Consider the following 19423-nt stretch of genomic DNA (forward strand, 5'->3'; position numbering starts at 1 on the left):
TACGTATGAACACTAAAAATAGTTCGTAGACGAAATAAATTTGTACCAAATATTAGTCTTTAGTGTAGGAGTTCGAAAATAAATGTAAATGGTTTAAGCACTAAATAGGCGAATAAAAGCCATATTTATGTGTTTTTGACGGATTTGTGAACGATTTTGCAGGTGAGGATAATTATTTGATTACAGTATTATTTCAAATCAAATTATTTTAATTCAGAGGAAAGTGCTGCAAACACAAGATTTGCAGCACAAAAACATTACTTCTTATACGCGTCGTTATGAACGCCCGCAGCACGACCTGAAGGGTCAGCATTGTTCTGGAATGACTCATCCCAAGCCAGTGCTTCAGGTGTTGAGCAAGCAACCGATTTGCCGTGCGGAACACATTTAGCTGCTGCATCGCCAGGGAAGTGTTCTTCGAAAATACTACGATAGAAATACGCTTCTTTAGAATCTGGCGTATTGATCGGGTATTTGTATTTAGCATTAGCAAGGTCTTGCTCGCTTACTTGCTCGCTCACGTACTCTTTCAACGTATCAATCCAGTTATAGCCTACGCCATCAGAGAACTGCTCTTTTTGACGCCATAGCACTTCTTCTGGTAGATAGCCGTCGAATGCTTCACGAATAATGTGCTTTTCGATTTTACCGTCTTTACACATTTTCGCTTCAGGGTTGATGCGCATTGCTACGTCTACAAATTCTTTATCTAAGAATGGTACACGTGCTTCCACGCCCCAAGCTGCCATTGATTTATTGGCACGTAAACAGTCAAACATATGTAGTTTAGACACTTTACGGTTAAGCTCTTCATGGAACTCTTGTGCATTTGGTGCTTTATGGAAATAAAGGTAACCACCAAACAATTCATCAGCACCTTCACCAGACAACACCATTTTAATACCCATGGCTTTGATCTGACGTGCCATTAAATACATAGGCGTTGAGGCACGAATGGTTGTTACATCGTAGGTTTCGATGTGGTAAATCACTTCACGAAGGGCATCAATGCCTTCTTGAATAGTAAAGTGAATAGGGTGGTGAACCGTACCAATCATATCAGCTACTTTTTGTGCAGCAGCTAAATCGGGTGAACCTTCAAGACCCACAGAAAATGAATGCAGTTTTGGCCACCAAGCATCAGACTCATCGTTATCTTCGATACGTTTTGCAGCAAAACGCTGTGTGATAGCTGAAATAACAGATGAATCTAAACCACCAGATAATAGAACGCCATATGGAACGTCACACATTAATTGACGTTTAACAGCTGCCTCTAGGCCTTCTTTTACATCGCTTGCTTTAGCTTCGTTGTCTTTAACAGCATCAAAGCTTTGCCAATCACGGCTGTAGTACTTACGAAGTTGACCATCTTTGCTCCATAAGAAATGACCCGGCGGGAATTCTTCAATATGTTTACAAATTGGCGATAATGCTTTTAATTCTGAGGCAACATAAAAGTTACCGTGTTCATCGTGACCCGTATAAAGCGGAATAATACCGATATGGTCACGACCAATTAAGTAGGCATCTTGCTCTTCGTCATATAAACAAAAGGCGAAAATACCATTTAAATCGTCTAAAAACTCAGGGCCTTTTTGCTTGTATAAAGCTAAGATAACTTCACAGTCAGACTGAGTTTGGAAAGTAAAATCTGTTTCTAAGTTAGCTGCTAACTCTTTGTGGTTATAAATTTCACCGTTAACCGCAAGAATATTTGTACGCTCTGGGTTGTACAAAGGTTGTGCACCACTTGATACGCCAACAATCGCTAGACGTTCGTGCACTAAAATAGCTTTATCTGATGAATATACCCCTGACCAATCTGGCCCGCGGTGTCTTAAAAGTTTTGACATCTCAATTGCTTGACTTCGCAATTGGACGGGATCAGATTTAATATCTAATACCCCAAAAATTGAACACATAGTGACTCCTCATTCCAAATATGTGCGCAGTTAACAGAATTTATATAACTGCGAATGTTTGTTTTAACAGAAATAATTACCTAAGTCACACAGGTTTTTTAATTAATTAAGAATAAAATATGCACCTTAAGCGGCGGCTTTGCACCAGTATGGGGTAATTGTTTAAAGCATGAGCAGTTTAAATGCTTGATTTACACAAATAGGCTGATATAGAACCCGTAACAAAGGCTATTATTACCATCAACACTGCACAAGTTTGGTGCAAAGGGTTATGTGAATTTTTTATTATTTAAATGTATAGACAAGTGGTGAAGGCAACGCGAGCAAAGGTTTTCTTTGCTCGCTATTTTTAAAAAGTATTTAGGCTTACTTATTAATATAGTTTAGTGCTATCGCTAGTTGATTTAAGTGCGCAGTGAGCTTTTCTTGTGCTGTATGGGCCTCTTTAAGTGTGACAAACTTAAAGTGCAAGAAGTCTCCAGGTTTTAATTGTGCAAAATGACGAAGATCTGCTTCGATCACTGTGCCTAGTAATGGGTAACCACCTGTCGTTTGCGCATCATTTAATAACACGATGGGTTCACCATTTGGCGGTAATTGAATACAGCCCGGCGCAACGGCCATAGAGGGTAATGAAACAGTGTGACGAATGTCGCATTCATCACTTAATAGCCTTGTGCCCATGCGGTTACTATTTGGCGATACATGCCATGAATGATTAATAAAGTTAACGATAGTGTCTTTTGGTAACAGTGCTGCATGAGGTCCCGCATGAATACGTATTTGCGTACTCTTTGGCGGTAGCATAGCGCCTAAGCCAACTTTAGTATTGTACTTAGGGGTAACCTCAAAACTATCGCCAGTTTGTAAAGCTTGACCAGTCAAGCCACCAAATCCCGCTGAAATATCAGTTGAGTAAGAATTCAATATTGGGTCTGGTAAATGCCAGTCGCCGCCAATAGCAAGATAACTTCGAAAACCATGGCGCGCAGCATTGAGTTTTAGTACATCGCCTTTTTTGATGTAAAAGCTCCAACCAGGCTCAACAGCATTGCCATTCACGGTGGCTTTCATATCTGTGCCGTGCAGTGCGATGTAGTAATCGTTATCGAACTGAATTTCGGCAAGCCCTAAAGTAATTTCAATAACGGGGTTGTTATCATCATTGCCGACTAAACGGTTTGTAATAATCTGCGCGTAAGGGTCAATGCAACCAGAATGACCAATACCTAAATGGCGAGAACCAGTACGGCCTTGATCTTGTATAGACATTTGCATGCCAGGTTTGATGATGGTGATCATTTTAACACCTCCTGAATAACAAACTCTAAAGTATCACCGGGTTCTATCGCACAGGGCGAGTCTGCATTAATATCAAATAGCCGAAAATCTGTATGACCAATAATTTGCCAGCCACCAGGAGAGCTTTCTGGGTAAATGCCGGTTTGTTCGCCGCCAATAGCAACAGACCCTTTTGGAACCGAGAGCCTTGGTTCAGCATGACGAGGGGTAAATAATTGTGGGTCTAGTCCGTCTAAATAAGCAAAACCGGGTTTGAAACCAAGAAACAACACATGGTATTTGGCATTACTGTGCATTTGAGCAACTTCATCGACAGACAGATTATGATGTTTAGCAACATGGGCGATATCTGGTCCATATTCACCACCATAACGTGTCGCGAGTTTATGATGACGCGAATTGAAGTCACTGGCTTTAAGTTCATGCCATTGATCTAGTAATCGTGGCAGCCAGCCAGCAAGTTGGGCGGGCTCTTTAAGGTAAAGCGTTAAGTTATTATTGGCGGGGACTATATCAACAAAGTCATCACTGCTTTGACAGTACTGTGCTAAAGCCCATATTTTCTTTTGGGTTGTTAGTGTGTCGCTGCCTGTTTCATAGGCATCAAAAAAGATGCTATGTGTCGTGAGCGCCATAATCTTGGGTGTTCTATCGGTCGTCATTGCGTATCAATCTTATTATTATCCCTTGATGCTTATTAGCATATAGGCTGGATGTTGATGATGTAAATGCGTCTTTAGCGTTAATTAGAAAAAATCAAGATAGCCAAGCGGTTATAACCGCTTGGCCGATGACTAACTTGGTTAATTTGCGTTATTTAATAACCAATTAGACAATAAACGTACGCCGTAACCTGTACCACCTTCAGCAAGTTCATCTTTCGCTTTTGAGTTTAGCGCGTTACCAGCAATATCAATGTGAACCCAACGCGTGTCACCAGCAAAGTTTTGTAGGAAACTTGCAGCTGTGGTTGCACCTGGACCATGTGAACCGATGTTTTTAAGATCAGCAATATCAGACTTTAATGCATCTTCGTAACCGAGCGGTAAACGCCAAAGGTTTTCGTTTACTTGCTTACCCGCAACAGTTAGTTGCTCAACAAGGGTATCATCAGCTGAGAATACTGCTGCATAGTCATTACCTACAGCACCAATCTTAGAACCCGTTAGTGTTGCAACATCAACCATAATACTTGGTTTAAATTTATCGCGGGCATACCACATTGCATCACTCAGTACTAAGCGGCCTTCGGCATCCGTATTTACAATCTCAACACTTAAACCTTCGGCTGTTCTTACAACATCACCCGGCGCGACAGCAAATTGCGATACCATGTTGGCAGCCATGCCCATGACAGCAACAACGTTTGTGTCTGCTTTAGCCAGTGCCATTGCTTTAACTGTACCCAGTACTGCAGCTGCACCTGCCATGTCTGATTTCATGCGGGCAATTGAAGCACCAGTTTTAAGGCTGTAGCCACCTGAATCAAACGTAATACCTTTACCTATTAATGCGATAGGGGTGTTTTTATTCCCTTGATAATGTGCAACAACTAAACGTGAACCTTCTTCGCTACCACGGCCAACTGCTTCAAGTGCACCCATGCCTAGCTTTTTAATTTGCTTAGGTTCTAAAACAGTAATTTTAACACCCAGCTTCTTAAGTTCTTTTGCCGCTTTAGCAAAATCAGCTGGCGTCATTTCTGTTGCAACTTCAGAGGTTAAATCACGTGCTAAAAATACACCTTGTTCAATGTGTTGTAGTAATTTATGGGTTTTGACTGCTTGGTCTAAATTTTCAACGTCGACAGTGTAGTTTACAACATGGCTGTCTTGTTCTTTTTTGTACTGCTCAAAACGGTGGTCACGTAAATTCGCACCATGTGCAAATTCAGCTGCGTATTTAGCATTGATTGCACTGTCTTTTAGCTCTGAAAAATCGAGGCTTACGGTTCCTTGTTTCGCAGACTGTAATTTAGCGTGAACATTACCACCGAGTTTTGCCATTTTTGCTGCATCTAGTTTTGGCTGTTCTCCTAAGCCAACAAGTAAGATGCGCTGGTGGTCGCTGCCATTAGGAGCGATGACTTCTAATGTTTTGCCATAACCTGCTTTAAAATCGCTGAACTCAATGACCTTATTTAGGTGAGTTTGGGTTTCTGGCTTTAAATAATTAAAGTTAGCAACTTGACTTTCAGTGTCTAAAAATAAAACTAACGTGTTGTCGTTTGGCTTAATTGACTTTGCAAAAGTGAACTCTGCGGCATTCACTTGCGTAGCAAGTGTTAACCCTAATGCAATAGCAGACAAGCTGTGTGCAATTTTCATTTTTAATATCCCAATGTTAAAAAGCTGTGTTTTACCGTAAATAAGGTTAAGAGTTAAATTGTTAGCGGTGAATAGCTGTTTGCATGCGTTTAAGCTGAAATTATTAATGCTTATGCTCGGTCTCCTTTAAATACAGGCTTTTAAGAGGAAATTAGTATGACAATTAAGTCGATGTTACTGACACTATTTACTTGCAGTGCCATTTTTACCACCAGCCCAATTAAAGCTGACACAATGCCAGATAACGCAACAGGGCATATTGAATCGATTGTGCTTGGCTCTGGTTGCTTTTGGGGAGCAGAAAAACGATACGAAGCACTGGATGGCGTGTTAGATGCTGTATCAGGTTATGCCGATGGACATGGATTTAAAGCGACCTACAAGAATATAACTCGTAGCTCACGACGCTTTGATGAAAACAATTATGCAGAAGTTGTTAAAGTCACATACAACAGTAACGAGTTAACAACACAATCACTTTTAAAGCATTATTTTGAAAATCATGATCCAACACAGCTAAATCGCCAAGGTAATGATATTGGTACTCAATACCGCTCAACAATTTTGGTTAGTAATAACGAGCAACTCGAGATTGCCAATAAACTTAAAGGTGAATACCAAAGCAAATTAACGGCAGCAGGGTATGGCAAGATTGTAACTGTGATAAAACCACTTGATGCGTTTTATGCTGCAGAGGATTACCATCAAGATTATTTAAAGAAAAACCCTAATGGTTATTGCCCGGATCATTCAACGGGCGTTGTATTCACACCAGTAAAAAAACAGCAGGTTGATAACACAGCCTTATTGGCCGGCAAGCAAATTGTTGTGATTGATGCTAAAGGCTATTGTCCTTATTGTGAGAAGTTTAAAAAAGACGTCGCGAATGAGTACATGGGAACAATTCCTATGAACTTTCGACATGCTGATCAGCTCGATGGTTTAACAATTAAAACCCCAACATGGGCGACACCCACACTCTTATTTATTGAAAATGGCGAAGAAGTGTATGGGAAACAAGGTTATGTTAGTAGAGATGAATTTTACAAAGCCTTAGGTGCATTTAAACTGGGGGACAGTGAAGCCTTTAGAGTGGCATTTCATGCCAGAACAGATAGTCCATTTTGTAAACAATACGATATCTTTAAAAATACACCTGATGGGATTTTTATTGATAAGTTAAGTGGAGTGCCACTTTTTGATACCCGAGATCGATTTAATTCAGGCACCGGCTGGCTTTCTTTTACTCACCCTGTAAAAGACAGTGTAACTATGCATGAAGACAACAGTTATGGCATGCAGCGTATTGAGCTTAAATCAAAAAGCTCGGGTATTCATTTAGGGCATTTATTCCCTGGAGAAGGGCCAAGAGGTAAAGATAGATACTGTATTAATGCTACCGTGCTTGATTTTGTGCCAAGAGATAAATCTTAAAAGGTAATTGATGTAAGAAAACCAGCCGACATGGCTGGTTTTCTTTTAGCCTGATGACTTATTACCACAATTTTAATTCCTGTTTCGCGAGGTTTAAGTTAAACGACACCAACTCGTTATTATTGAGCTGCACAGCCTCATAAAAATCAGCAATGGCCGCGGTATCATTTTTTGCCATTAGTCGGGCAATACCTCTATTACTTAATGCATAAGACGTTAGTTCATTACGCTTATAGTGTGGAGCATTGACCTTTTTTAGCATCGCGATTGCTTGTGAGCAATCTTGATCAGCTTTATCAAACTGTTTTAGTTTCACACTCACAACGCAACGATTAAATGGCACGATATAGTTGTTAGCATCGTTCATTGTCTCTAAAGAATTAGCAAAGTTACCTTGCATAATTGCTTTTGAGCTTGCGTTATCGTCAACAACCATGAGTTTAAAGTCGTTGTTGTTGGCGAATACAAAATTTGAACAAACAAATAATATTAACCATAGGCAGGGTTTAAGATTTAATTTAAACATTGTTTTCTCCTTGTTAGCGTAAGCGATGTGCTTACTCTATAAAGTTAGAAAACAGGGTAGAAAACTGACAAACGATATAATCGCACCCATTAGGTGAAGAAAAGTATTCTATAACGCAGATATTTTAGACGAAAAAAAGCCCGGTCAGAACACACAAGAACCGGGCTTTCGACAACAATTTGGTTGGGGGAACTTTTACAGCGCTAAGTTTTGTTTTGCGCGGCTTAAGTTGTGATTAACAAGTTCATTTTTTGAAATTTGCACTGCTTCATAAAAGTCAGAAAGTGCAGCAGTATCGTTTTCAGACATGATGCGTGCAACACCACGGTTACTAAGCGCAAACGATGTTAATTCGCGGCGTTTGTAACCAGGTACTTTACTTGTACTTAGAAGTGAAATTGCTTGTGTACACAGGCTTTCCGCTTCTGAAAAATTCTTTTCTTTAACGCTTAATGCACAGCGGTTGAAGGCTGTTTCGTATTGGCTAGTTGCATTGTCATTAGTTTGAGCTTGCTCAATAACCATCAGTTTATAATCAGCTTGGTCGGCTACTGCCATCGCTGAGCAAGTTAATAAAGAGCTAAGTGCAATAGTTTTTACAAGTGTTTTTAACATGATAGTTTTCCTCTGAATAAGTTGGTGTTTCTTGCCAACGAGTGAACTTTAAAATATTCCTATAAGCTAAACAAACGATTAAATTAAAACTGATAGATGAAGAAATTTAATCTATAGAGTAATTACTCAAGTCTCAGCGATTTAGTAGGAAAAATTAGAGAGGAGAGTGTCTGAAAATTACTATCAAACACAATAAGCTTTGTTTTGTGAATGCTATTTTTGTATTGATGTTATCAGTTTGGTTGAAAACACTTACTCTAGATCAGCTAGTTACGATTGAAGCTATTTATTTAAAGTAATATTCAAAACTAAAATATCTGCTGTATCAGTTTGTTCTTTGAGTAAGATAGTGTTACCGCTTATAGCAGTTATTTGACTACAGAAATCCGCACAAAACTTTTCAAAATCAATACTTAAATTTTGAACACCTAGTTCATAATCGTAAAAATTCATTGTCCTTGAGTCGTTTTCTTTGTATTGAAAATAGAAGCCATTTTTAATAGGGTAAATGCTTGAAATAAAATACGTATTATCAAATAGATTGGTACCAGAAGCAGTCATTACTTGGCCACTTGAAAAACTCAGTAATTCGTCGTTATGATTTAAAAAAATATCTTTATCTTTCAATTGCGTTTTTAATGACACTATTTCGTCAGTAACTAAATCAAATTTAACTATTTCATCATTGTGAGTGCTCTTATCAGCAAACAAAATAGCATCTGACTGTTTATACCACCCGATTGGATACCCAATGATTCCATTTAACCATTCGATTGCGAACTGGTCTTCCTCTAGCTTAATAAGAAATGGTTTGTTATTTATACTGCTTGCGATACGTGTTCCAGAGGGGTCCCATATTGGTTTTGATAAAGCATATTCTTGCTCAATGTTAATGAACAATAATTGTTCTTCTTCAGTCTCAATATGTTTAATAAAAAGTTGTGGAAGTCCATTTTTCATTGACATGTAGGCGATGAGTTTTTCATCAGGTGAAAGTGCAGCTTCTTTATCAATGGTATTAGAGTTTACGATTTTTATAGGAGTAGAGAGTGAATCTAAAGCGCTAATCAAAATATCTTGATCAGACTTAGCCTCAATAAAATACAGTTTGTCCTTAACGATTTGTGGATAAATCAAAAAGTTATAGCTTTTAAAATTAAGAGTCGTTAATTGGCCGTTTAATTCAAGTTGTTTTAACTCACTGCCATTACTCAATAACAAAGACTCACCATCGTTAAACCAAGTCATAAAGTGCCAGTTATGATCAATTTCACCGACTGATTCAAGGTTAAAACTCGATAAATTTAATAGTTTTACCTCCGAGATTGCATCTTCATTGAAGCCAATTATCGCTAATTGTTTCTGGTTAGGTGATAAAGCGAGCTTGTAGGGCTTGAAATCATCACTTGGTTGAAGAATTTCGTAAAAATGGCCAGTAATCAAGTTATGTCGATATAGGCTTACATTACGGCTGTGTTCGGAACTGTTTTGATTTGCTAAATAGAAAAGGTTTTCTTGTTCATCTATAAAAAACAAGCTGTTCCAGGTTATATCTGTACGAGAAAAGAGTTTTTCTTCGCTGATCACGTTCGCTTCTGTATCTAGTTGCAGTCGATTGAATGAAATACTCCCTTCATCTTGAAACGAATATACAATCGTATTTGTATCTGTATCCCATGCAAGGTAGGTATACGCTTTTAAGTCTGTACTTAATTCTTTATATGAATTTAATCGTAAATCTTTGATTAAAAGCCTTCGCTTATTAGGACGATTGGTATTTTGTATGTAAGCCATAAAACGCCCATCAGGACTAACTTGTAGGTAACGCTCTTTTTCATTGCTTGCAGTAATAGGCTTAAGATCTTCTAAAGAAATCTGTTTATCTTCGTTAAGGAAATTGAAAAGGAAGATAATGATAAACAAAGCAGGGATAATTAAGAGTACTAGTTTTGTATTTTTTATCTGATGTATTTTTGTTAATGGAGTGCTCGTTTTTTCATCAGGAAAACGTATTTCAGCCTCGAGACTATAGCCCCGTTTTGGGTGTGTTTTTATAATGTGCTTTTCTTCATCGGATAACGCTTGTCTTAACAAAGCAATATTTCTGCGAACTGAATTAGGACTGAAAATAGCTTGTGGCCAAACATTAGCAAAAAGCATTTCGGCAGATAACACTTGATATGGTTTTTGCGAAAATACTTCAAGAAGTGCCATCACCTTAGGCTCTAAAACAACAACTTTACCATCTGTTTGAATTTCGCCAGTCTCAAAATTAACTAAAGAGTCATTAAGAAAAAATTGTTTTGATAATTTACTTTCACTCAAGTTGATAGTTATCCATTTGTTATTATTAATTATTTTCAGCTTAATGTTTTCTTAAGCTTTTCTTAATCACTACTTCATCGCTTTTTGTTATTCGCAAAAGTAAAAGTATCTAAAGGCCAAGCGCCATATTATTCAATAAACAATAAAAGGAATGTAAAGTGAAGCGATATTTACTAATGCTCATATTTTTTATGTGTTTTATTAGCCATAAAGCACATGCAATGAAAGAGGTAGACTATAACAAATTGGCAAGTCAATTTATTACGGTTTTAAACACTAAAGATTTAGATGAGATCGAAAAATTTGTAGTAAATAACTTCTCGCCAAATTCTCTTGCACGCTGGGAGGGTAAAGGTAAAGACCGTTATGTTGGGTATTCGATGAATGTTGCGCTTTTTCATGGAGGGTTGAGTGTTATTTCTACAGAACTTGATACGTCAACTAATCGCATCCGTCATATAAGTAAAGTTTATTCAAAGAATACAGATATGCAGCATCAAGTAGTGTTATTTTTTAATGATGACAAATTTCAAGCAATAACAGGGTGGTCTATTGAAGAAACTCCACAAAACCAAGGTTCAAAAGGCTCTTTAACTGAGTCACAATTTATTGAAGAGATCAAAATTTATACTGATAAACTGGCGCAAAGAGGTAGTTTCTCTGGCACGGTATTACTTGCTAAAAATAATGACATTTTGTTTAGCGCTGCATATGGCTTTGCTTCACGTCGCTATGATGTGAAAAATAACTTAGAAACGAAGTTTCAAATTGGCTCAATGAATAAAATGTTTACTAGCGTCGCTATCTTACAGCTAATAGAAGCTGGCAAAGTATCGCTTGATGATCCGCTCACTAAATTTATTGATAAAAGCATTTTAGGGAAAGGTGATTTTAGCAAAATTAAGATTCGACACTTATTAAGCCATACATCAGGGATTGGTAATATTTCTGGCTATGACGAGATACAAAATAAGGTGCGCTCTCTTAAAGATATTCAACATTTATACAGTTCAATTGACGCTACATTTGAACCCGGAACTGAATGGCGTTACAGCAATACGGGTATGGTTCTACTTGGTCAGGTGATTGAGAATGTAACTGGTGAAAATTACTATGATTACATTAATGAAAATGTATATAAAAAAGCTAACATGCAACAAAGCGGAAGTTATGACTTAGATGTGCCTGTCAAAAATACTGCCCGTAATTATTGGTTTTCTGTCGAAACTGGTCAAGTAACTGAAAATTTGATGTTTCAATCGGTAAAAGGGGGACCTGCAGGCGGAGGTTATTCAACGGTTGGCGATTTACACAAATTCGCCATGGCAATGAAAAATGCTCAACTAGTAAGTCGTGAACTCTCTAATAAAGCCTTATCAGCAAAACCTGAGCTAAATGCACCAAACTGGGGATATGGTTTCTCTGTGAGAAGTTCAGCAGGGAATACAACTGTTGGTCATAATGGGTCCCATTTAGGCATGACAGCAAGGTTAAATATGTATCAAGAAAAAGGCTATATTTTAGTTGTTTTGGGTAATTTTCAATCATCAGCATGGCCTGTTGTGGCAAAAGTAGATCAACTCATAAAGCGTTTGTAAGAATTCATTAAAAATAGGGGCGTATTAAAGCCCCTTATAAACAACCTGCAAATCTATTATTGATAAATTTAATAGCAATGTAATGGTTTTACGTTGTGGTAGTGTTTGTGTCAGTAGGCTATATCCTGTTAAAAAAGCGTTTTAATTATATATGTAGCAATCGGTTAGTAACTTTGTTAAAAATAAACCTTTTGAATAACAGGTGCTAACATCACAAAGGAATTCTGGTGCAAGGATATAAAATCAGCACAGATAAAACTGACCTCGATTTTGAAGTAATTTACGGTCTTATTTCAAAAAGCTATTGGGCGTCCGGAATACCAAGGCAGACGCTAGAAACAGCCATTTCAAACTCATTTTGCTTTGGTGTCTATGATAGCCATGATTATCAAATAGGTTTTGCCCGTCTCATAACAGACAAAGCAACATTTGCCTATCTTGCTGATGTATTCATAGTAGAGAACCATCGAGGAAAAGGATTAAGCAAGTGGCTTGTTGAGAGCATAGTCTCTCACCCTGAGCTTCAAGGTTTAAGGCTTATGGTATTGGCAACAAGAGATGCGCATGGTTTGTACGCGCAATATGGTTTTCAACCAATTGAAAATCCGGAGATGTTTATGCAAATTTGGAATCCAAATGTTTACCATGACCTAGAAAAGTAACAACAATTTCGAAATTATATAAAATCAGGTAGTTATAGTTTGTTGCTAACTTTAAGTGTCAGTGTTCTCTGCAGTGTAATAATAAATAGACATTAGAGTAGATAAGGGAAGTCATGGATAAATTTTGTTGGGAAATTACTGTTCAAGATCTTAATGAACATGCTGTTTGGCTTTTTAAGTATTGTAAGGACGATTCTGTTGATGAATCGATTGTAACACCAGCAACTGAAGCTGATACATTAGACCCGAATAATCAGTTACTCGTAAAATCCCTGTTTACTGATGCTATTGGCAACAAATTCTTGGGTTACATTAAGGTTGGCTTAGCTGGGGTTGAGTATACACAACCATGTATGTTTGTTGATGATGAACCTGTTAGCTTTTGGTTTGGCATATCAACACCCAATACAATTGATTTACCAAAGCTAAACTTTCCAATTCAAGCTGTTTCAGAGCCTATCTATGGCCTGCCTTCTCAAATCGAGACAATTAGTGGTTATGGCTATTTAGACATGCACTCAAACAAAACCTATCTCGATTAAGCCTGATTAATTGCTTTATTCTGTTTAGGATGTATTTTACTCGAAATTATTGAAATATAGATTTGCACATAAACTTCTATAAAAAGGAATTCATCAATGAAAATCGCAGCAGCAAATTCAGCACCATGGAATATAGCAGAAAGTGATAATGGCAGTATGCCAAGACTAATTCGTTATCGAACTGATCTGGCACCTTTTATCGCAAGCAGTGATTATCCTCAAAGATTAGTTATCATTTGGGAGTATGATGCAGATAACCTTAATGGAATGCCATCAACTGAGCAAAGTGAAACGATGAAAAGTTTTGAAGACGCTTTAGTTGAGACTCTTGATTCAGATCGTTTAGCTGTCTTAGCGTTTGTACTGACTTGTAATGGAAGCCGTGAATGGCATTACTATATTAATCGTGTTGACGAAGTCGGGCTTAGAATCAATACGGCCTTATCTGAGTTTCCAAAATTACCTATACACCTGCAGGTTGAAAACGATCCTGAGTGGGAGCAAATCAGTCTTGTATACCAAATCTGCGGTGTTTAGCTAAAGCAATTAAAATGTTGTTCAAAGGTTTGATCCACGATGAATAAATTAATTATTTCAAGTTTAATGCTTGTTAGTATGATTACATTTTCTGCACCTGGTCAAGTTATGCATTGGGGGGATTTAGCATCAATTAAGAGAGAATTAATCGAAGATAAAGCAAGAACATTTTTATTGCGTGAGAAGCCTGAACTAAAAAATGTTGCGGTTAAATTTGTTCAAATTGATGCTCAAATCCATAAAAACGAAGGCACAACTTTGAATGTGGTGTTTATACATGCAAACTCCTTTAAACCAATCGAGAAAAGTGAACTTTACGATAAGTCAAAGAATTCCAGTGAAATCAAATATTGTATGGAATTTATCTTCATCTTTTTTCAAAAAATGGCGAACCAGACAAATTGGTCGTAAAAGATGTTTTGCTTAGTAAAGATATTGAATCTTCGAAGAAAGGTTTTTGGGATACATACAATTCATTTTAATACAGAAAAAATGAGTTAAGATTTTAATCTTATTTTTACTTATTGGTATGCTTTAAAGTAAATTTTAACTTGGAGCTTATACTTTTTAAGGACAAAATTATGAAAACAGGACTTTTATCAATCGGGTTATTATTTACATCAAATCTTGCTTTTGCTGATTGTAAAATAGCACTTGAAGAAAGGTTAAAAGACGATTTGAACCTCACATACCAACAATTTGATCAGACATACGATGCTGGGTTTAGATTGTTAGAAAAATTAGGTTGCCATACTGAAGCCGCAATTCTGATAAAACGTTTTATCTCTCACAATAATTCAAAAGAAAGCTCATTAACGTGGCATTTAGCGCAAATGGAAGGGCTAGCTGGTGATTATCAACAAGCCGTTTTTCACGCAAAAAAAGTATTGGATCCCGATGAAGAGCTAAGTGGTTCAAAAATGTATTGGAATGACTTTGTGTTAGGAAACATCGCTTTTTGGAATAAAGACAAAGCAAAACTAAAACAACACATAGCTAATATTGAGAAGGGACAAAGCTTTAAACCTAACCAGATAAATCTGAACTACCTGAATCAGTTGCTCAAACATTTTGATTTAAGTTACAAACAAGCATTGTCTGAAGCTTAAGGTAAGCTTCGTTAGCTTAATTTCTAGATTGCTCCTCGAATTTGCAAGAAGCAAAAAATGATCGGTACATAAACGACAAAACCCAGCCGAGGCTGGATTTTGAGACAACACAATTCTGTGAGAACTTATAACGCTAAGTTCTTTTTCGCACGAGTTAAGTTGTGTTCTACTAACTCGTTACCTGAAATTTGTACTGCTTCGTAAAAGTCAGACAATGCAGCCGTGTCGTTTTCCGACATGATGCGAGCTACACCGCGGTTGCTTAACGCAAATGACGTTAATTCACGACGCTTATAAGCTGGTACTTTGCTTGTGCTAAGTAAACTAATTGCTTTTGAACAAAGTGCTTCAGCTTCTGTAAAATTCTTTGCTTGAACACTTAACGCACATTGGTTAAATGCTAATTCGTATTGACGGTTAGTCTCTACTGATGCTTGTGTAGATTGGTCAATTACCATCAATTTGTAGTCACTCTGATCAGCCACTGCCATAGCTGAACAAGTTAATAAAGAGCTAAGTGCAACGCGTTTCATAAGTGTACTAAACATAATCATTTCCTCTATTTAAATCGGTATCAACCGCCGACAAGTGAACTTTAATTGAACAGTGCAAATTCAACAAACGATAAAAAATGACCTAATAGATGAAGAAATTTAACCTATAGACTTTAGTCTAATGTAATGAATTAGTTTTAAGCCGTCAGCCGTCAGCCGTCAGCCGTCAGCCGTCAGCCGTCAGCCGTCAGCCGTCAGCCGTCAGCCGTCAGCCGTCAGCCGTCTGATCTGACCCCGATAAAGTAGACTCGGGGTTTAAATAGCTAAAGTTTACGATAAAGAACAATAAAGGGGCAGAGTAGGTAAAACAAACAAATAGTTGTTTATTAATGGCTAAATCGGTACTTTAAGGTGATATATAGTTGTTAAATTAATAAAAAGAAGACTATGAAGCTTAAACTTGCGTGTTTATTACTATGCCCAGTCATTGCCAATGCTGCTGAAGATAAAGTCGCTGTTTATCTTAATTTTGAGCAGGCTTATTTGAGCAATGATGTATCTTTGTTTGCACCCTTATTAAGTAAAAACTATACGATTAAACAAACATTGCATATTCCAGGCGTAGGGTCAGATACTGTGCCTGTTACTAAAGCGCAGTTACTTGAAAGCATGAAGCAAAATCCTAAGCCTAGTTCATTACCGCGTTCAAAAGCTGAATCAGTCAAAGTAAAAACAATTTCATCAAATCAATTCTGTGCAAATTCACAAACTTTAGATCAAGTCGTCGTAGCAGGTAAAAACTACGAAGAGAAGGAACTGCGTAAAGCCTGTTTTAAACATGAAAATAACCGTTATGAAGCCATCTCACATAGCATTGATGTTTATTATCGAGAGCTTTGATTGTGATAGTTAACATTCTGAAATTTCTTGTATCAAATAAACCTAGTAACTGATATTGATTACGGATAAACCCTATAATTGAGATAAGGAAATTAATATGAACAAACAATTAGGTTTAATAGCTGGGGCATTGCTAGTATCAACGAGCTGTTTCGCAGCTGATAGCTTTCAAGTTGAAACATCTGTTTATAAAGCGAATGAGCTATTAGCATCGCCAGTAATACTGGTGGAAGAAAAACAGCCTGCGACCATCTCTATAGGTGAGGGGTTTAGCTATGAAGTTACAGTGATACCACAACAAAATAATACGGCAGCTGTAGAAACATCAATCACACTCGCTGGCAGCTATTTTACTCCTTCTTTTATTGTGGAGTATGGTAAAAAGGCGTCTTTCGAAATTGGTGAAAACAAAGTGAGTATCTTAGTTAGCAAGTCTAAAAGCTAAATTTTCAATAAAGACCCTCAATGAAATTGAGGGTCTTTACGATTTATCACTTAAGATGTTTAAAGGTATCAAGCATCCATTTAATAAATAACTCTAATTGTGCATTGGTTTCACTAGGATCGTGTTGCACTAAGTAATATTTATCTTTTGTTTTTAATGGCATTTCTGTGAAATTAAATAGCCATTGCTCATCAAACCAAGTTTGACTAATAGGCAAAGGGATTAGGGCAATACCCATACCCTGTTGCGCCGCACGTGCCACACCAAACATACTATCAACCTGAATAATTTGCTTTGGTGCAAAGTCTTCAACGCCAGCATGCTCTGCCCATTGGTGCCAAGCCCAAGGGCGTGCTTTGTGAAGAATGAGTGGCACTTCATTTAAAGCCTGAAACGGGTTTTCTTGCCATGCTTGCCAGTTTTCTTTGTTGCAAGCTGGTGTGTACGAGAGTGAAAACAGCTCATGAACAACGCCTTCATGCGGTTTAGACGAAGACAATACAATCGACAAGTCACTTTGTTTAGTCAGCTCTTTACGCGTTTTTAAGGTATTAAGCTGTAAGTTTGTATTTGGATGATCGCTTGTCCATTCGCTCAGTTTTGGCATTAAAAGCTCACTGGCAAAAAACTCAGGTAGCGTAATACTAATAGTTACATTTTCTTGTAACTGACTAAACTCATTGATGGTTTTTTCTAGCGCTTTAATAAGCGGTGATACAGAGTCATAAAAATTCTTCCCTGCAGCTGTTAGGCGAATAGAGCGGGTTTGACGTTCAAACAGTTCAATACCCAATTGTTCTTCTAATTGTTTGATCTGATGGCTTACGGCAGACGGTGTAAGGTAAAGTTGGTTTGCTGCATCTTTAAAGCTAAGGGTGCGTGCAGCAAAACAAAATGAGCGTAGGCCACGAATAGGTGTTTGCATAGTTAATTTCAGTAAGTCCCAAAAGCGCTTGTTAGTTAATTAACTGCTAAGCAATTATTATCCCAAAATGTAAAAAAATAGAGATTAAAGAATGAATATAGCTAACTCTTGCCATATTGTATAAAAAACAGCCTTGAATCGCTCGTTTAATCTATGTTTAGGCAAATGTTTAGCAAAAAAGTGATCTTAGCAGTTTTAGCTATTAGGTCATAGTCTCAGTATTAGATACTGCCAATTCACTAAAGCAGGGCATTTTATACTATTTATGTGACAAAATGGTGCGGCGGAACGTGAACGTTAGATAAAAAAATCCCTCTTGCGAGGGATTTTGGGTAACTCAGCGCCATTGGCACTGGGAATGAGGTCGGTACATGGGATGTGAGTGGTTTAAAAAACCATCTCTGGAACATCACCTTCAACAAGCAATTTGCCTGCCGTTTTGCTAATTATTTCATCTACTGACACACCCGGAGCGCGTTCGATTAGATGAAATGCGCCGTCTTTAACTTCTAGTACGGCTAAATCAGTTACGATTTTCTTTACACAGTTAACCCCAGTTAGCGGTAAAGTGCAACTTTCTAATAACTTAGAGTCGCCATGCTTGCTTGCATGAGTCATCGTAACAATAATATTCTTCGCGCCAGCAACGAGGTCCATCGCGCCACCCATGCCTTTAATTAGCTTTTTTGGGATCATCCACGATGCGATGTTACCGTTCTGGTCTACTTCAAATGCACCTAAGACTGTTAAGTCTACATGACCACCCCGTATCATGGCAAAACTATCTGCACTATTAAATATTGCTGCACCTGTGGCTGCTGTCACGGTTTCTTTACCCGCGTTGATCATATCTGCATCAACTTGGTCTTTGGTTGGGTACGCACCCATACCTAATAAGCCATTTTCAGACTGCAGCATAACTTCGATACCCTCAGGTACATAGTTAGCAACGAGAGTAGGGATACCAATACCTAGGTTTACGTAATAGCCATCTTGCAGCTCTTGTGCAACACGCATTGCAACTTGTTCACGTGATAATGCCATTTTATTGCTCCTTAATCGCGAGTTGTTACACGTTCAATGCGTTTTTCAAAGTCACCTTTGATCACGCGATTAACATAAATACCTGGGGTATGAATTTGGCTTGGCTCAAGTTCACCTGGCTCAACAATCTCTTCAACTTCAGCAACGGTAATTTTACCTGCTGTCGCGGCCATCGGATTGAAATTCATAGCTGTGTGGCGAAATACAAGATTACCGTAGCGGTCGGCTTTCCATGCTTTAACAATCGCAAACTCACCCGTAATCGACTCTTCTAAGATATACGGGCGACCATCAAATTCTTTAACTTCTTTACCTTCTGCAACCGGAGTGCCGTACCCTGTAGCAGTATAAAACGCAGGAATACCCGCACCACCGGCACGCATCTTCTCTGCGAGTGTACCTTGTGGTGTTAAAACCACATCAATTTCGCCATCGAGTAGTTGTTTTTCGAAAAGCGCATTTTCACCTACATAAGACGCGATGATTTTTTTAATTTGCTTATCGTGAAGTAAAATACCTAAGCCGAAATCATCAACACCGCAGTTGTTTGAAACAACGGTTAGATTTTTAGTCTGTTTACGCTTAATTTCACTGATAAGTCCCTCAGGAATACCACACAAGCCAAAGCCACCAGCGATAATAGTATCGCCATCTTTTAAACCTTCCATTGCAGCTTCATAACTTGAAACCACTTTATCGAAACCGGCCATGAG

General features: G+C 37.9%; 20 protein-coding genes. 9 read left to right on the forward strand and 11 right to left on the reverse strand.

What is annotated here, in order from left to right:
- Positions 1 to 257: 257 nt before the first annotated feature.
- From asnB to P4S60_RS07340, 4 genes are all read right to left on the reverse strand, one after another.
- Positions 258 to 1925, reverse strand: coding sequence for an asparagine synthase B (asnB, locus tag P4S60_RS07325; RefSeq protein WP_337115493.1), 1668 nt, complete (start codon positions 1923 to 1925; stop codon positions 258 to 260).
- 366 nt (positions 1926 to 2291) lie between these two features.
- On the reverse strand, positions 2292 to 3227 hold the full coding sequence (locus P4S60_RS07330) for a biotin-dependent carboxyltransferase family protein (protein ID WP_337115494.1): 936 nt from the start codon (positions 3225 to 3227) through the stop codon (positions 2292 to 2294).
- A complete protein-coding gene (gene pxpB, locus P4S60_RS07335) occupies positions 3224 to 3889 on the reverse strand; it encodes a 5-oxoprolinase subunit PxpB (RefSeq protein WP_337115495.1) in 666 nt (221 codons plus the stop codon). Before pxpB ends, P4S60_RS07330 begins: the two co-directional genes overlap by 4 nt.
- A gap of 141 nt (positions 3890 to 4030) precedes the next feature.
- The gene (locus tag P4S60_RS07340; RefSeq protein ID WP_337115496.1) at positions 4031 to 5554 is read right to left on the reverse strand and encodes a leucyl aminopeptidase; all 1524 of its coding nucleotides are present in this window, start codon (positions 5552 to 5554) and stop codon (positions 4031 to 4033) included.
- A 156-nt stretch (positions 5555 to 5710) separates the two neighbouring features.
- On the opposite strand from P4S60_RS07340, the gene msrA reads away from it, so the two are divergent.
- Positions 5711 to 6988: a peptide-methionine (S)-S-oxide reductase MsrA gene (gene msrA / locus P4S60_RS07345; protein WP_337115498.1), complete on the forward strand. Its 1278-nt coding sequence runs from the start codon at positions 5711 to 5713 to the stop codon at positions 6986 to 6988.
- 61 nt (positions 6989 to 7049) lie between these two features.
- Here msrA and P4S60_RS07350 read toward each other — a convergent pair whose 3' ends face one another.
- The 3 genes from P4S60_RS07350 to P4S60_RS07360 all read right to left on the reverse strand — a co-directional run bounded on the left by P4S60_RS07350 (position 7050) and on the right by P4S60_RS07360 (position 10454).
- Positions 7050 to 7514 carry a hypothetical protein gene (locus tag P4S60_RS07350; RefSeq protein ID WP_105180484.1) on the reverse strand — a complete coding sequence of 155 codons (465 nt, stop codon included), beginning with the start codon at positions 7512 to 7514 and terminating at the stop codon, positions 7050 to 7052.
- 195 nt (positions 7515 to 7709) lie between these two features.
- Positions 7710 to 8129 (reverse strand): hypothetical protein, encoded by a 420-nt coding sequence (locus tag P4S60_RS07355; RefSeq protein ID WP_175081986.1) that lies wholly within the window; start codon positions 8127 to 8129, stop codon positions 7710 to 7712.
- A 282-nt stretch (positions 8130 to 8411) separates the two neighbouring features.
- Entirely contained in the window at positions 8412 to 10454 is a 2043-nt protein-coding gene (locus tag P4S60_RS07360) for a winged helix-turn-helix domain-containing protein (RefSeq protein ID WP_337115499.1), read from the reverse strand.
- Positions 10455 to 10675: 221 nt separating this feature from the next.
- Here P4S60_RS07360 and P4S60_RS07365 point away from each other — a divergent pair, with 221 nt between their 5' ends.
- From P4S60_RS07365 to P4S60_RS07390, 6 genes are all read left to right on the forward strand, one after another.
- Positions 10676 to 12052, forward strand: a complete 1377-nt coding sequence (locus tag P4S60_RS07365; RefSeq protein WP_337115500.1) for a serine hydrolase domain-containing protein — start codon at positions 10676 to 10678, stop codon at positions 12050 to 12052.
- Between the two features lie 227 nt (positions 12053 to 12279).
- The gene (locus P4S60_RS07370) at positions 12280 to 12714 is read left to right on the forward strand and encodes a GNAT family N-acetyltransferase (RefSeq protein WP_337115501.1); all 435 of its coding nucleotides are present in this window, start codon (positions 12280 to 12282) and stop codon (positions 12712 to 12714) included.
- Between the two features lie 113 nt (positions 12715 to 12827).
- Positions 12828 to 13256 (forward strand): hypothetical protein, encoded by a 429-nt coding sequence (locus P4S60_RS07375; protein WP_337115502.1) that lies wholly within the window; start codon positions 12828 to 12830, stop codon positions 13254 to 13256.
- A gap of 96 nt (positions 13257 to 13352) precedes the next feature.
- Positions 13353 to 13793, forward strand: a complete 441-nt coding sequence (locus P4S60_RS07380) for a DUF695 domain-containing protein (RefSeq protein ID WP_337115503.1) — start codon at positions 13353 to 13355, stop codon at positions 13791 to 13793.
- Positions 13794 to 13832: 39 nt separating this feature from the next.
- Positions 13833 to 14204: a hypothetical protein gene (locus P4S60_RS07385; RefSeq protein WP_337115504.1), complete on the forward strand. Its 372-nt coding sequence runs from the start codon at positions 13833 to 13835 to the stop codon at positions 14202 to 14204.
- Positions 14205 to 14374: 170 nt separating this feature from the next.
- On the forward strand, positions 14375 to 14902 hold the full coding sequence (locus tag P4S60_RS07390; protein WP_337115505.1) for a hypothetical protein: 528 nt from the start codon (positions 14375 to 14377) through the stop codon (positions 14900 to 14902).
- A 125-nt stretch (positions 14903 to 15027) separates the two neighbouring features.
- On the opposite strand, the gene P4S60_RS07395 is transcribed toward P4S60_RS07390, so the two are convergent.
- Positions 15028 to 15450: a hypothetical protein gene (locus P4S60_RS07395; RefSeq protein WP_063705394.1), complete on the reverse strand. Its 423-nt coding sequence runs from the start codon at positions 15448 to 15450 to the stop codon at positions 15028 to 15030.
- 393 nt (positions 15451 to 15843) lie between these two features.
- Here P4S60_RS07395 and P4S60_RS07400 point away from each other — a divergent pair, with 393 nt between their 5' ends.
- Positions 15844 to 16296 (forward strand): hypothetical protein, encoded by a 453-nt coding sequence (locus tag P4S60_RS07400; protein WP_337115506.1) that lies wholly within the window; start codon positions 15844 to 15846, stop codon positions 16294 to 16296.
- A gap of 97 nt (positions 16297 to 16393) precedes the next feature.
- Positions 16394 to 16741, forward strand: coding sequence for a hypothetical protein (locus P4S60_RS07405; RefSeq protein WP_337115507.1), 348 nt, complete (start codon positions 16394 to 16396; stop codon positions 16739 to 16741).
- A 46-nt stretch (positions 16742 to 16787) separates the two neighbouring features.
- On the opposite strand, the gene P4S60_RS07410 is transcribed toward P4S60_RS07405, so the two are convergent.
- The 3 genes from P4S60_RS07410 to P4S60_RS07420 form a co-directional block, all read right to left on the reverse strand.
- A complete protein-coding gene (locus P4S60_RS07410; RefSeq protein ID WP_337115508.1) occupies positions 16788 to 17666 on the reverse strand; it encodes a LysR family transcriptional regulator in 879 nt (292 codons plus the stop codon).
- A gap of 387 nt (positions 17667 to 18053) precedes the next feature.
- Positions 18054 to 18710 (reverse strand): 3-oxoacid CoA-transferase subunit B, encoded by a 657-nt coding sequence (locus P4S60_RS07415; RefSeq protein WP_062564432.1) that lies wholly within the window; start codon positions 18708 to 18710, stop codon positions 18054 to 18056.
- A gap of 11 nt (positions 18711 to 18721) precedes the next feature.
- Positions 18722 to 19420 (reverse strand): CoA transferase subunit A, encoded by a 699-nt coding sequence (locus tag P4S60_RS07420; protein WP_055197201.1) that lies wholly within the window; start codon positions 19418 to 19420, stop codon positions 18722 to 18724.
- Positions 19421 to 19423 lie beyond the last annotated feature (3 nt).

The sequence above is a fragment of the Pseudoalteromonas sp. Hal040 genome (genome assembly GCF_037162425.1).
Taxonomy (GTDB): domain Bacteria; phylum Pseudomonadota; class Gammaproteobacteria; order Enterobacterales; family Alteromonadaceae; genus Pseudoalteromonas; species Pseudoalteromonas gelatinilytica.